Genomic DNA, 13,541 nt, shown 5'->3' with positions numbered 1-13,541 from the left:
TACTTAACATAACTATACGACTCAGTACAATTAATAAGGCAGTACTGCAAGCTGTAGCTCAGTTTTCTCAATCACTCAGCATCCTAGATGAGATTAGGATGCGGGCCTAAGGTTTAGTATTTGGCACCGCCCAGTCCTTCCCGGAGTTATTGCATGCACCTAAGACTCTCTGAATCAAAGTTACCCGTAGCACCACTCCTCTTGATTGCGCCCTTTTTTCTCTGGGGCACGGCGATGGTAGCGATGAAAGGAGTCATTCCGCAGACTACCCCTATGTTTTTAGCAGGGGTGCGCTTGGTGCCTGCGGGGATGATGATTTTAGTGGTCGCAGCGATGATGCGACGACCGCAACCACGGGGTTGGGCGGCTTGGCTAGGAATTCTGAGTTTTGCCTTGGTGGATGGCGCTTTATTTCAAGGCTTTTTAGCAGAAGGATTGACCCGAACCAGTGCGGGTTTAGGGTCAGTCATGATTGACTCTCAACCGTTGGCTGTGGCTCTGCTGGCCTGTTGGCTGTTTGGCGAACACATTGGCTTGTGGGGTTGGCTCGGTTTAGGCTTAGGCGTGCTGGGTATTAGCTTGCTAGGGCTACCCGATGAATGGATTTGGGGGTTACTGCAAGGGCATTTTGCGATCGCATCCTTACCTTCAGCCTCAGAACTATTACACCAGCTGTTTCAGAATGGCGAATGGTTGATGCTTTTAGCGGCTCTGTCTATGGCCGTAGGCACCGTCATGGCTCGCTTAGTCTTTCGCTATGCTGATCCAGTCACAGCTACTGGGTGGCATATGATATTGGGAGGTCTGCCACTTTTTGCGTTTTCATCGCTGTGGGAGTCCGAGCAGTGGGTGCATCTTGACTTTTCTGGGTGGATGGCATTGAGCTACTCCACTGTCTTTGGTAGTGCGATCGCTTATGGCTTGTTCTTTTACTTTGCCTCTAGCGGTAGCCTAACTAGCTTGAGCGCTTTGACATTTCTGACACCTGTGTTTGCCTTACTGTTTGGTAATTTATTTCTGGCAGAAGTCCTCAGCCCTTTGCAGTGGTTTGGGGTGGGTCTGACCTTGGTTAGCATTTATCTGATCAATCAGCGTGAGGCGATCGCCCGGAAGCTTCAGGGTACTACTGCATCAGAACCGATGTCTCTTCTTGAGGAAACTGCCGCTCCAACTGTAGAACTATTACCTCAATCTGGCGGTAATATCAGCAATGTTACGAGGGTGCCTCTACAAAGGAACGACGCAGAATCTAAAATTTTGCAGTAATAGTGCGACTAACCCAGGTTATTTATAGATCATGTTCTGTTTTTAGAAGGCTTTTTGATTCCGTAAAACTAAGGAATCTTTTGAAGGCCTATGAGAGTCAAAGCCGCTATGTTAATTTGCAACGATCGCACTCTCGCCGCTTGCCCTGGTTGTAGTCTTTAAGCCTTGGGTTTATTTATGACGCTCTACCGCTCCACTTTACTCCTGCTTACCTGTGTCACTTTCCTCGGTGTCATCCCTGAGCCAGCAAGGAGTTACACGGGAGTCCGCTCTAGGGCATCTGCACCTGAGGCTCCTAGCCCTCTCTTACTCGCCAGCTCACTTAACTTAGCCCAATCCCCACCTATCGAGGGTGCTTCAGCCAGTGCATCCACAACTGCTAGCTCGTCGCCTAGCAGCATTACGCCTGGCACAACGCTGCAACCTGGTGCTCAAGGACCAGCGGTGAAACAGTTGCAAACCACCCTGAAGCTTTTAGGCTACTTTGATGGCGCTGCCGATGGAACTTACAGCCCGAGTACTGAGACTGCTGTTTTAAATTTTCAAAAAGCAATTGGTCTCAGTCCAGATGGGGTTGCAGGTCCAAGCACGCTCTCTCGCCTACAAGAGTTACAGAGCGCTAAAACTGAGGCTCCGAAACCAACTCCAACCCCCGCTCAAGAGGCTAAATCTGCTGGACCGCAACGGAGTTGGTTAGGTTGGTTGGTGGGTGTAATCGCGATCGCAGCCATTGGAACTGGAATTTTATATTCACTGCTAAGGGCGAGCGGCCAGTCGAAACAACCGAAGACTTTAGCAAGTCGTAATTCTTCCACTCCTAGCTTACCTGGAGCAGACACTAATCCTGTAGAGCCGTCAGTTTCTAATCCTCATACTCCTGCCGTGGAGGTGAGCAGCAATGGCCACAGTGTTCCAGCGATCGCGGTTGATGGCAAGCAGTCAGAGGCATTTAGTGAAACCTCTAATTCCGAGTCGTTGCCTGTCCGAGAAACTACACGACTAGCCAAAATCAATATTGTTGATGAACTAGTTAAGGATCTACGCAGCCCAGATCCTGCTAAGCGGCGGAAGGCCATTTGGGAACTGGGGCAACGGGGTGATACTCAGGCAGTACAGCCGTTAGTCGACTTAATGATTGACTCTGACTCTAAGCAACGCAGCTTAATTTTGGCTTCCTTGTCGGAGATTGGCGTACGGACCCTGAAGCCGATGAATCGAGCTTTAGCGATTTCCTTGCAAGATGAAAATCCAGAAGTACGGAAAAATGCGATCCGCGACATCACCCGGATTTATGATCTGGTCGGCCAAATTAGCCAACTGCTGCGTCATGCGACAGAAGATCCGGATACAGAAGTACAAGAGACAGCACGTTGGGCACTCAATCAAGTGAACCGGATTAAGACGATTGCGAATGTGGAGAACGTCCCAGCGCTGAAAAATTCTGTGAGTCCACCAGAAAGCTTACCTGAGAGTCTCTCCGATCCCTAAAAACTTTCTTGACCCTGTGGTTGGTCAGGATTAATTTGTTCTTCTCATCAATACTCAATGGGTGCAATTACTTCCCTAGATAGTCCACTCAAACTTTTGTTTGTTTCTACTTCCGTGGGGCCTTTAGGGTCTGGCTTAGGCGGTGGGGTTGAGCTAACGTTGCACAACATTGCTCAAGAACTGATGAGCCGGGGCCACTCGTTGCAGATTCTTGCCCCTACAGGTTCTAGCTTGCGGACGCTGCCAATCATCGAAATTGCCGGAGAGTGGCAGACCACTGCTCAAACTCAGTTGAGAACTGACCCCATCGTGATGCCAGGTGCAGCAGTGCTGGCCAATATGTGGGATTATGCTCGTCGAGTTGCGCCAGATTACGACTTGTTGGTGAATTTTGCCTACGATTGGCTGCCCTTTTACTTAACTCCGTTTTTTCCACGTCCGATCGCGCATTTGGTGAGTATGGGTTCGCTTACTGATGCGATGGACCAAATTATTGAACAAATAGCAAGGCAATTTCCTCGCACGATCGGAGTACACAGCCAAGCTCAAGCAGCCACGTTTTCCTTTGCAAGCCACTGTCGTTGTTTGGGTAATGGATTTGATTTGTCTCTGTATCAATTCTGTGGAGAACCCCAGCCTTGGCTAGGGTGGGTTGGGCGAATTGCCCCCGAAAAAGGTTTGGAAGATGCGATCGCGGCGGCTCAGGAGACAGGTATGCCACTGAAAATATTGGGTGCGATGCAAGATGCTGCTTATTGGCAACAACTTTGTCAAAGCTATCCCAAGGCTCCAGTTGAGTACTTGGGTTTCCTCCCCACTATTGAGTTGCAGCAAGTATTACGGCAATGTCGTGCCTTGTTAGTCACACCCCGCTGGGTAGAGGCATTTGGCAATGTGGCGATCGAGGCTTTAGCCTGTGGCGTTCCGGTGATTGCCTATCGACGGGGTGGGCCAGCGGAAATCGTGAAAGATGGCAAGACGGGTTGGCTAGTAGAACCCGATAGTGTGCCTGGTTTAGTGGCGGCGATCGCCAAAATTGACCAAATCGATCGGGCGGCTTGTCGCCAACAAGCTGAGGCAGAGTTTTCACAAGCAGCAATGGGCGATCGCATGGAAGAATGGTTTGCAGACATTCTGGGAATAACACTGAGGCCAGCATGAACTGCCAACTTCCACCGTTCCTCAAACCGGGCGATCGCTTGCGGGTGATTGCCCCTAGCGGCACCCTGCGAGAATTGAATGCCTTTCAGCAAGGGCTAGAAATTTGGCGATCGCGTGGCTATGAGGTAGAACTCACCCCTGGTTTTGATGCTCGGTGGGGATATTTGGCAGGGGATGATCTGAGCCGTCGCCAGCAGCTAGAAACGGCGCTGAAAGATTTGGATTGTAAAGGAATTCTCTGCGCCAGAGGGGGGTATGGGGGAGCGCGCCTGTTAGAAGATTGGCATTGGCCACCAACGCCACCTAAATGGCTGATTGGCTTCTCCGACATCACTAGCTTGCTCTGGAGTCTAAGCCAGCAAGAAGTTTCTGGGGTTCATGGCCCTTTGTTGACCACTTTAGCCGCTGAGCCAGATTGGTCTATTGAGCGTTTGTTTAGCTGGGTGGAGGGACGTAATTCCCTCGCTCCTTTATCAGGGCGAGGCTGGGGAGGCGGACAAGCCAGAGGCATTCTGCTGCCTGCCAATTTAACGGTTGCAACTCACTTGCTGCACACACCGCATCAACCGCAGTTGGCAGGTGTCATCTTAGCCTTTGAGGATGTTTCGGAAGCGCCCTACCGAATTGATCGGATGCTAACGCAATGGCGTTTAAGCGGGGCGTTTCAAGCAGTGCGGGCAATCGCGTTGGGGCGATTTAGTCAATGCCAACCCCCTGCTAATGTGCCCAGCTTTAGCGTCGAAGAGGTGTTGCGCGATCGCCTCAGCGACCTTAACATTCCCATTGTTTCTGACCTGCCCTTTGGTCACGATGGCCCTAATGCGGCATTGCCAGTCGGTAGACTCGTCACCTTAGACGGTGATCAAGGACAGTTAGAGTTTGAGTAAAGTTAGGGTTTGAGTCAAGACTGAGGCTAGCTGGACCGTCTAGAAGCTGGACATTAAGTGATTCACTACTCTAGTTTGCTGAGTGTCACTTTGTTGTTTAAGGGTGCTGCGGGCTTGACTTAGCACTACCTTGGCTTCCATGAACTTGCCCTGCTGAATCAACACTTGGCTCCAGCCTAGATAAGGAGCGGCTAACTGCGGATCAGCTTCAATTGCTTGACCAAAGGCAGCGATCGCTTCGGAATTTTTGCCTTGTTTTGCTAGTAAAGCTCCTTTGGCTGTGTAGGCTTCAGCGTAGTTCGGCTTGGTCTCAATGGCTTGCTCAAAAGCTGCTAGAGCTTCTGGCAATTGACCTGCGGCTCGTAACGAAAAGCCCTGCTCTAGCAGATCAGCTGCTTGAAGTTTGCTGGCAGGCGCTTTGTTGGCAATCCCAAAGCCGTAAGCAGAGGCGGCGATCGCTGCGGTTAAACCAATGGCGATCGGAAACTTAAACCACCATGAATTAGAAACTGGCATTGCTTTTACTCAGTGTTTTTGCGCTTAGTTATGTTAAAAAAATTACTTAAGATGCCCCTTGGCCGTAATTTGACTCTATCAAAGCCAGAAACACTGAAGAGACCCAAGAACCAATCTTTTTGGAGTCTTTATAGACAGAGGAGTAAAAGCATTAAAAGCATCAAGGAAGTGTAATCTAACCAAGATTCGGCCTCTGTACACTGAGCTGATAAGTTATCTATAACCCGGTTTTGGCACTGGGTAAACCCAAGACCCGCTTTCGCGAAATAGTTGGGTTAACGAATCGAAAATTGTTGTAAACCTACAAGTAACAAAAAACCTGCCTGATACTAGAACCAGACAGGTTATTGAGTTGGTTAACGAATCGATTAACGAGTTCTATTCGGCGGTTTCGGTTTGCTCAGATAAACGTTGCAGCGAGATCCTAGCCGACTCGGAAACGTGAGGATGGCTGTCTTTCTCTAGAAACTTCAAAGCTGAGACACTTTTAGGACTTGGGAGATGACCTAACGCTTCAGCGAGGCGTTGGCGAACTAGCCAGTCTTCGGATTGAGCAAACCGCAGAATCTTGTCTACTGCCTCTACGGCTTTAATTTCACCTAGGGCCGCGATCGCCGCTTGTTGCACCACAATCTCATGGCTATCTAGCGCCTGAACCAACACATCATAAGCTCGGTGATCCTTCAAATTGCCTAGAGAGACCGCTGCACTGAAACGCACGAGCCAATCTGTATCTTCATAAAAAGCACGAGACAGCGGCTCCAATGCCCGAGGATCGGCTAAATAACCTAAGGCTCCAGCCGCATCAGCCCGAATGCCATAATCTGGGTCGTTTTCTAGCAGGCGGATCAAGATGGGGTAGCACTCTTCAGTGGGCTTGATGCCTAAGGCAAACACGGCCATTGAGCGAATTTGTAAGTTTTCATCGTCCAGCACTTTTTTAATCAGGGGTACTGCGTCAGCCGCTGAAACTCCCCGCAAAGAAGCCAAAGCCAACATGCGATCGCGTGAGTTTTCGCTTTCTAGCTGGCTGGCAATTTGTTCTAGATGAGAATGAGTCATATACTTTAATCTTGCTATATTACAAATTTTTACACTTTCTCCCTTGCTTAAGGGAGTGTTGATTTCACTCCATCCAGTTAAACAAAAGTAGAAAATGCTGAAAAGCTTCTGAGGTAGTAGTTCGCAGAAACTTTAGAGGCCAACCATGACAATATTATCCGTATTAAGTTTTATAAAAAATATAAAAAATTGACTATAAAAACTTAAAAATTTCTTCAGTAATCAAAAAACTTGAGGCCACTAATAAAGATTGCCTCGCTTTTCCCAACTGCTGGAATTGGAAAGGCGAGGCAACGACATGAGCGGAGAGGGAACCAATATCGCTAGGGTCTTTGAGTTGCGATCGCTAAACGTGCTCCCGGAACGCGACGCAAGCTATCCATCACCTGCACAACTTGGCCATGCCTGACGTTTTCGTCTGCGTTCAAAACTACGATCGACTCTTGGCCAGAGGGAATCAGGTTGCGTACCCCTACCTCTAAAGCATCTAGTGGAATCGCTTGGCGGTTGAGGGCAATTTGGCCTTGCGGATCAATCGTGATTGTGATGCGAGTTGAGCTTTGGGCCTGAGCAGTTGCCGCTTTGGGAAGATTGACAGGTAACCCTTGAGAACTGGTCAGATAGAGCGATGAGAGGATGAAAAAGGTCAAAATGGCAAAGATTACATCGATCATCGGCACGATGTTAATCTGTGGCGGCACATCCGGTTCAGAGGGTAGACGCATCAGTTCCTCTCGCTGGTAACGACGTTAGAGCCATTGTAGCGGTGCTACCACGGTCTACGAGGCTTCGACTGCATCCGGGACTGCCTCTACAGTATGTCGGGGTTGGCCTGGTAAGGCGGCGATCATCGCATCTAACACTTTGGCCACTGGAATAATTTCTAGATCAATATCAGGAACGGTTTGCCCTTTAGGAATGATGGCGCGTTTAAATCCCAGTTTGGCGGCTTCCTTCAGGCGCAGCTCAATTTGCGAGACTGGGCGAATTTGCCCGCCTAAGCCTACTTCCCCAATTAAGACAGTTTTGGCATCGACGACGCGATCGCGGAAACTGGCAGCGACGGCAACAGCTACACCCAAATCAGCCGCAGGTTCACCGACATTGAGGCCACCCGATGAAGCCACATAAGCATCCAACTTAGAGAGGGGAATGCCGACCCGCTTTTCTAAAACTGCCAGAATTTGTAACAAGCGGTTGTACTCAATCCCTGTGGTGGAGCGGCGAGGAGAGCTATAGCTGGTGGGGCTAACCAGCGCTTGGAGTTCTACGACGATGGGACGGGTGCCTTCACACGCCACAATCGTAGCCGTGCCAGGCGCAACCTCTTCTCGATTGCCTAAAAACAGCTCGGATGGATTAGAAACTTCTGCTAATCCCCGATCGGCCATTTCAAAGACACCTAGCTCATGAGTTGCCCCAAAACGGTTTTTTACCGAGCGCAATAGGCGGTGGCTAGCAAAGCGATCGCCCTCAAAATACAGCACCGTATCAACTAAGTGCTCCAATACCTTAGGTCCCGCGATCGCCCCTTCTTTCGTGACGTGCCCCACAATAAACAGCGTAATGTGCTCGCGCTTAGCCACATGCATCAAAGCTGAGGTACATTCGCGCACCTGGGATACAGACCCAGGAGCAGAGCCTAAAGCTGAATAGTAGAGCGCTTGAATGCTATCAATCACTGCCACTGTCGGTTTTAAGGATTCCAACTCTGCCAGAACGGTTTCTAAATCTGTTTCTGGCAAAACATATAAGTTTGGCCCCGGATCTCCCGTCGCTGCAGCAGCTTCTTCCGCTGAACGTTGCTGCAACTGCACAGGAGGCTGCTTGCCAATGCCTAATCGGTGCGATCGCAGCTTCACTTGCTGCCCAGACTCCTCTGCACAAACATAGAGCACTCGATGCTGAGAACCGAGCTGATTAGCGACCTGTAGTAACAAGGTGGATTTACCAATCCCGGGATCTCCACCAATTAAGACCAGAGAGCCAGGTACAATCCCGCCCCCTAACACGCGATCTAACTCTGTATAGCCAGAAGAAACACGCGCTTGCGGATGATCAGAAATTTGTTCAAAGGTGAGAGATGAGCGAGCCTGCACAGATGTAGTTGAGGAGGCACGTTTTTTACCATTGAGGCGAGCGGTAGCAGTCAAACCAATCGGAGTGGCAGCAGCAGGGTTAGATTTAACGATCTGCTCTTCTAAAGAGTTCCAAGCATGACACGATGGGCACTTCCCAAAATACTGCGGGGATTCGGCAGCACATTGGTTGCAAACATAGTGGGATCGAGTTTTGGGCATTACTTAACTATTCTTAAATACTCTCAAAGACGGATTAATTGTTAAGAAAAACCGAAAGGCAATAATGATGAGAGTTTCAGCGGCATTCAACCGTCTAAATAGGGTACTATCTTAATGATAAAGTACTAAAAATTAACTATCAGAAATCCTACTTACAGGAGCGTTGGATAAGTTGGAAAATCACAAAGAAAAGATACTAGTAGTTGATGACGAAGCCAGTATCCGCCGCATCTTAGAAACTCGGCTTTCGATGATTGGCTATGATGTCGTCACGGCTGCTGATGGTGAAGAAGCTTTAGACACATTTCGCAATGCTTCACCTGATCTGGTTGTTTTAGATGTAATGATGCCGAAGCTAGATGGCTACGGTGTATGTCAGGAGCTTCGTAAGGAGTCCGATGTGCCGATCATTATGCTAACAGCCTTAGGTGATGTCGCCGATCGCATTACTGGGCTAGAGCTGGGCGCGGATGATTATGTGGTGAAGCCTTTCTCACCCAAAGAGTTAGAAGCTCGAATCCGCTCGGTGCTGCGTCGGGTAGAGAAGACAGGCACTTCAGGGATTCCTAGCTCTGGCGTGATCCACGTCAATGCTCTGCGCATTGATACCAACAAGCGCCAAGTTTACAAAGGTGACGAACGGATTCGGCTGACTGGGATGGAATTCAGTCTCTTGGAACTACTGGTGAGTCGTTCTGGAGAACCCTTCTCTCGCTCAGAAATTTTGCAGGAAGTTTGGGGCTACACACCTGAGCGCCACGTAGATACCAGGGTTGTAGATGTTCACATTTCTCGCCTGCGGGCCAAGTTGGAAGATGATCCCAGCAATCCTGAATTGATCCTGACTGCACGCGGTACTGGCTATCTATTCCAGCGGATTGTTGAGCCTGGTGCAGATGAGTAAGGCTCAGTTCATCGCTGTTGATCAGATCTAACTACGCCCGCTTACTTTTCTACTCTTTCCTGCTGCATCGGTTTCACTCACTGTGGCTGATTGGATGCGTACCAACTACTTTTCGGCTAGGCTCCAAGCAAGGGCTTAGCCGCCTGGTAAAGCAGTAAAGCGATCGCTCAGCCTTGACAGCTACAGCTTGAGTGGCATAATTTTGGCGAATCTTTGCACTTCCGCAAAATTTGTTGAAGTGACTGAGTAGACTGTTAGTAATTGAAGATGGCGTAGAAGCCATCTGATAAAATTTGTAAGGTTTCTATAACTTTGATCAATGGGACCAACTCGGGCACGGATCGCAATCGATGCTATGGGCGGGGACCACGCCCCTGCTGAAATAGTCGCTGGAGCGCTGCGAGCGCAAGAAGAACTCGGTATTGAAGCTTTGCTAGTGGGAGACCCTGACCAAATCCAGGCTTACCTCAAGCAACATAATAGCTCTGCTCATCTGGAAATCATTCCATCCGAAGGCACAATCGAGATGAATGAGGAGCCCCTAGGTGCCCTAAAGCGGAAGCCTAAGGCATCTATTAATGTGGCAATGGATTTGGTTAAGCAGAAGCGAGCTGACGCAGTGGTTTCTGCGGGGCACTCAGGAGCAGCAATGGCGGCAGCATTACTGCGCTTGGGGCGGTTGCGTGGCATTGATCGACCTGCGATCGGAGCTGTGTTGCCAACCCTAGTGGCTGGAAAGCCAGTGCTAATTCTGGATGTTGGTGCCAATGTTGATTGTCGCCCGAAGTTCTTAGAGCAGTTTGCTCAGATGGGTACTATCTACAGTCAGTATGTTCTGGGTGTTTCAACTCCCAAAGTTGGCTTGCTCAATATTGGTGAAGAACCTTGCAAGGGCAATGACCAAGCTGTTCGCACCCATCAAATGTTGCAAGATAACCCCAAAATCCCCTTTGTCGGCAACGCTGAGGGCCGCGATGTTCTATCAGGTCAGTTTGATGTGATCGTCTGCGATGGCTTCGTCGGTAATATTCTGCTGAAATTTGCTGAGGCAGTGGGTGAAGTTGCTTTGCAAATTCTGCGAGAGGAATTGCCGCAAGGTCTGAATGGCAAGTTGGGCGTCACGCTATTAAAGCCGAATCTGAAGCGCATTAAGCAGCGGATGGACCACGCAGAGCATGGGGGCGGTCTGCTTCTGGGTGTAGATGGTGTTTGCATTATCAGTCATGGTAGCTCTCAAGCGCCTTCTATCTTTAATGCGGTGCGACTAGCGAAGGAAGCTGTTGATCATCAAGTTTTAGATCGGATTCAGTCGTGTTATGGAAGAAAGACTGCCCCTGCAAGTGAGGGAGAGTAGTCGTGTTGCCATCTGGAATTGCGATTACTGGGAGTGGGTCAGCGGCTCCCAAAACTGTTTTAGATAATGCAGGGTTGAGCCAGGTCGTAGAAACCTCAGATGAGTGGATTGCCACTCGGACGGGAATTCGGGAACGAAAACTGGCTAGTCCACAAGTTTCTCTGGCGGCGATCGCGACTGAGGCGGCTCAAAACGCGATCGCCATGGCAGGAATTACAACGGCTGACCTCGACCTGATCATTCTGGCGACTTCGACTCCAGACGACTTGTTTGGCACCGCTAGCAAAATTCAAGCGGAACTGGGCGCTACCAAAGCAGTCGCTTTTGATTTGACTGCGGCTTGCTCTGGTTTCGTGTTTGGCTTGGTAACTGCGGCCCAATTTATTCGTACAGGCGTATACAAAAACGTCTTGTTGATTGGGGCCGATATGTTGTCCCGCTGGGTCGATTGGTCCGATCGCCGCACTTGTGTGCTGTTTGGGGATGGTGCGGGTGCGGTAGTCATTCAAGCCAATGAGAGCGATCGCCTGCTGGGATTTGAAATTTGCAGCGATGGCACCCAGAACAGTTCGCTCAATTTGAGTTGCCAACCTCAGCCTCAAGAACTCTTGCCTGGGGTGACAGTGGGTCTAGGCTCCTATCAACCTGTGACCATGAACGGGCAGGAAGTGTACCGCTTTGCAGTCAAGCGAGTTCCAGAAGTGATTGAAAAAGCGCTATATCGCTCAGAACTCAGCATTGATCGAATTGATTGGTTGCTATTGCATCAGGCGAATCAACGCATTCTTGATGCCGTGTCCCAACGGTTAAAGGTGCCTGCCGAGAAAGTGATTAGCAACTTGGCTCGGTATGGGAATACTTCTGCTGCTTCTATTCCCATTGCCCTAGATGAAGTAGTACGGCAAGGTCAAATTAAACCTGGAGATGTAATTGCAGCTTCTGGCTTTGGGGCTGGGCTGACCTGGGGAGCGGCAATTTTCCAGTGGGGCCGATAAGTGATAAAGTTTGAATCTTGATCCGCTGATATCAACTAGACATGACAAAGACGGCATGGGTGTTTCCTGGACAGGGGTCTCAGGCAATTGGGATGGGGGTAGATCTGCTAGAGCTACCCGAAGCAAAAACCAAGTTTGAGCAAGCAGAACAGATCTTGGGTTGGTCGGTTTCGGCAGTCTGTCAAAGCGAAGAAGACAAGCTATCGCGCACCCTCTATACCCAGCCTTGTCTTTATGTTGTGGAAAGCATTTTAGTTGACTTGATGCAAGCGAGAGGTCAACAAGCTGATTTGGTGGCAGGGCATAGCTTAGGCGAGTATGTCGCACTTTACGCAGCTAAAGCTTTTGATTTTGAGTCTGGACTGCGCTTGGTGAAGCGTCGAGCCGAGCTGATGGATAGTGCCTCTGATGGCATGATGGCGGCTGTGATCGGCTTCGATCGCGAGCAACTAGAGCAACAAATTGCTCAAACTGCTGACGTGGTCTTAGCCAATGACAACAATGCAGGCCAAGTGGTGATTTCTGGCACTCCGGCTGGGGTTGAAGCTGTTCTATCTCAAATTAAAGCGAAACGCATGGTTCGCCTCAATGTGTCAGGCGCATTTCACTCGCCCTTGATGGCCGACGCGGCGGCAGAATTCCAGCAAGTCTTAGAAACTGTGAGTTTTGCTGATGCTCAGATCCCGGTCTTGTCGAATGTAGAACCTACTCCAGCGATCGCGGCTGCCGAACTCAAGCAGCGTTTAGTGCGGCAAATGACCGGATCGGTACGTTGGCGAGAAATTTCTCTGCGTTTACCAGAAGAAGGAATTGGCCGAGTTGTAGAAATTGGACCCGGTAAAGTCCTAACTGGTTTAATTAAACGCACCGCTCCTGATTTAGCCCTAGAGAACGTCAGCACTGTTGCGGATCTCCCCAGCTAAGTGAGTAGCAAACCAACACTGATGGGCAAAAGCCGCGAACCTCGAATTAGCCTCTTCCTCTACCACCTATTCAAGTGGTCGGTGGTCAGCCCTATGCTGCATAGCTATTTCCGAGGACGAATTTATGGGGCAGAGCATGTACCCCACCAAGGACCACTCGTGATCGTCAGCAATCATGCTAGCGACTTCGACCCGCCCATTGTTTCCTGCTGTGTCCGCCGACCCGTGGCTTACATGGCGAAAGAGGAACTATTTCAGGTGCCCGTGCTTAAGCAAGCGATTCGGCTCTACGGAGCTTACCCAGTCAAACGCGGCTCGGCAGATCGGAGTGCCATTCGAGAGGCTATGGCTGCTTTAGATCAGGGATGGGCCGCAGGTATTTTTCTGCAAGGTACGCGCACCGTGGACGGTCGTATCCCTGGTCCTAAACTGGGAGCGGCATTGATTGCGGCTAAAACTCAAGCTCCATTGCTGCCCGTAAGCTTATGGGGCACCCAAGCTATTATCCGTAAAGGCTCAGCAACACCTCGACCTGTGCCGTTGACAATTCGGATTGGACAGCCAATTCCACCGCCGCGATCGACAGAGCGAGAAGAACTAGAAGCTGTGACTCAGCAGTGTGTTGAGGTGATTCATGCCATGCACGATTTAGGGCGATAAATCCCAATACCCTTTAGAGCAACGA

At 49.9% G+C, this 13,541-nt stretch carries 13 protein-coding genes; 9 read left to right on the top strand and 4 right to left on the bottom strand.

What is annotated here, in order from left to right; genetic code table 11:
- Window positions 1–153 precede the first annotated feature (153 nt).
- The 4 genes from H6F90_RS14115 to H6F90_RS14100 all read left to right on the top strand — a co-directional run bounded on the left by H6F90_RS14115 (window position 154) and on the right by H6F90_RS14100 (window position 4,802).
- Window positions 154–1,266, top strand: a complete 1,113-nt coding sequence (locus H6F90_RS14115) for a DMT family transporter (RefSeq protein WP_190553063.1) — start codon at window positions 154–156, stop codon at window positions 1,264–1,266.
- A gap of 177 nt (window positions 1,267–1,443) precedes the next feature.
- A complete protein-coding gene (locus tag H6F90_RS14110) occupies window positions 1,444–2,754 on the top strand; it encodes a peptidoglycan-binding protein (RefSeq protein ID WP_190553062.1) in 1,311 nt (436 codons plus the stop codon).
- A 57-nt stretch (window positions 2,755–2,811) separates the two neighbouring features.
- Window positions 2,812–3,915, top strand: coding sequence for a glycosyltransferase family 4 protein (locus H6F90_RS14105; protein WP_190553061.1), 1,104 nt, complete (start codon window positions 2,812–2,814; stop codon window positions 3,913–3,915).
- Window positions 3,912–4,802, top strand: coding sequence for an LD-carboxypeptidase (locus H6F90_RS14100; RefSeq protein ID WP_190553060.1), 891 nt, complete (start codon window positions 3,912–3,914; stop codon window positions 4,800–4,802). The genes H6F90_RS14105 and H6F90_RS14100 overlap by 4 nt, the downstream gene beginning before the upstream one ends.
- 39 nt (window positions 4,803–4,841) lie before the next feature.
- On the opposite strand, the gene H6F90_RS14095 is transcribed toward H6F90_RS14100, so the two are convergent.
- From H6F90_RS14095 to radA, 4 genes are all read right to left on the bottom strand, one after another.
- The gene (locus H6F90_RS14095) at window positions 4,842–5,318 is read right to left on the bottom strand and encodes a tetratricopeptide repeat protein (RefSeq protein ID WP_190553059.1); all 477 of its coding nucleotides are present in this window, start codon (window positions 5,316–5,318) and stop codon (window positions 4,842–4,844) included.
- Window positions 5,319–5,696: 378 nt separating this feature from the next.
- Entirely contained in the window at window positions 5,697–6,380 is a 684-nt protein-coding gene (locus H6F90_RS14090; RefSeq protein WP_190553058.1) for a HEAT repeat domain-containing protein, read from the bottom strand.
- Window positions 6,381–6,703: 323 nt separating this feature from the next.
- Window positions 6,704–7,105 carry a biopolymer transporter ExbD gene (locus tag H6F90_RS14085; RefSeq protein ID WP_190553057.1) on the bottom strand — a complete coding sequence of 134 codons (402 nt, stop codon included), beginning with the start codon at window positions 7,103–7,105 and terminating at the stop codon, window positions 6,704–6,706.
- Window positions 7,106–7,159: 54 nt separating this feature from the next.
- Entirely contained in the window at window positions 7,160–8,680 is a 1,521-nt protein-coding gene (gene radA, locus H6F90_RS14080) for a DNA repair protein RadA (protein ID WP_190432839.1), read from the bottom strand.
- A 172-nt stretch (window positions 8,681–8,852) separates the two neighbouring features.
- Here radA and rpaB point away from each other — a divergent pair, with 172 nt between their 5' ends.
- The 5 genes from rpaB (at window position 8,853) to H6F90_RS14055 (ending at window position 13,516) form a co-directional block, all read left to right on the top strand.
- Window positions 8,853–9,584, top strand: coding sequence for a response regulator transcription factor RpaB (gene rpaB, locus H6F90_RS14075; protein WP_190432840.1), 732 nt, complete (start codon window positions 8,853–8,855; stop codon window positions 9,582–9,584).
- A gap of 319 nt (window positions 9,585–9,903) precedes the next feature.
- On the top strand, window positions 9,904–10,938 hold the full coding sequence (gene plsX, locus H6F90_RS14070) for a phosphate acyltransferase PlsX (RefSeq protein ID WP_190432843.1): 1,035 nt from the start codon (window positions 9,904–9,906) through the stop codon (window positions 10,936–10,938).
- A 2-nt stretch (window positions 10,939–10,940) separates the two neighbouring features.
- Complete coding sequence (locus tag H6F90_RS14065) at window positions 10,941–11,933, top strand: beta-ketoacyl-ACP synthase 3 (protein WP_190553056.1); 993 nt, start codon at window positions 10,941–10,943, stop codon at window positions 11,931–11,933.
- A 41-nt stretch (window positions 11,934–11,974) separates the two neighbouring features.
- Entirely contained in the window at window positions 11,975–12,856 is an 882-nt protein-coding gene (fabD, locus tag H6F90_RS14060; protein WP_190553055.1) for an ACP S-malonyltransferase, read from the top strand.
- On the top strand, window positions 12,857–13,516 hold the full coding sequence (locus tag H6F90_RS14055) for a lysophospholipid acyltransferase family protein (protein WP_370588020.1): 660 nt from the start codon (window positions 12,857–12,859) through the stop codon (window positions 13,514–13,516).
- Window positions 13,517–13,541 lie beyond the last annotated feature (25 nt).

This window comes from Trichocoleus sp. FACHB-591 (assembly GCF_014695845.1).
Classification (GTDB): Bacteria; Cyanobacteriota; Cyanobacteriia; order FACHB-46; family FACHB-46; genus Trichocoleus.
This window is presented reverse-complemented; position numbering and strand designations above follow the sequence as displayed.

Excerpts from the sequence above, each read along its gene's own strand:
- H6F90_RS14115 (WP_190553063.1), top strand. The coding sequence starts at position 154 with ATGCACCTAAGACTCTCTGAATCAAAGTTACCCGTAGCACCACTCCTC.
- H6F90_RS14110 (WP_190553062.1), top strand. The coding sequence starts at position 1,444 with ATGACGCTCTACCGCTCCACTTTACTCCTGCTTACCTGTGTCACTTTC.
- H6F90_RS14105 (WP_190553061.1), top strand. The coding sequence starts at position 2,812 with ATGGGTGCAATTACTTCCCTAGATAGTCCACTCAAACTTTTGTTTGTT.
- H6F90_RS14100 (WP_190553060.1), top strand. The coding sequence starts at position 3,912 with ATGAACTGCCAACTTCCACCGTTCCTCAAACCGGGCGATCGCTTGCGG.
- H6F90_RS14095 (WP_190553059.1), bottom strand. The coding sequence starts at position 5,318 with ATGCCAGTTTCTAATTCATGGTGGTTTAAGTTTCCGATCGCCATTGGT.
- H6F90_RS14090 (WP_190553058.1), bottom strand. The coding sequence starts at position 6,380 with ATGACTCATTCTCATCTAGAACAAATTGCCAGCCAGCTAGAAAGCGAA.
- H6F90_RS14085 (WP_190553057.1), bottom strand. The coding sequence starts at position 7,105 with ATGCGTCTACCCTCTGAACCGGATGTGCCGCCACAGATTAACATCGTG.
- radA (WP_190432839.1), bottom strand. The coding sequence starts at position 8,680 with ATGCCCAAAACTCGATCCCACTATGTTTGCAACCAATGTGCTGCCGAA.
- plsX (WP_190432843.1), top strand. The coding sequence starts at position 9,904 with ATGGGACCAACTCGGGCACGGATCGCAATCGATGCTATGGGCGGGGAC.
- fabD (WP_190553055.1), top strand. The coding sequence starts at position 11,975 with ATGACAAAGACGGCATGGGTGTTTCCTGGACAGGGGTCTCAGGCAATT.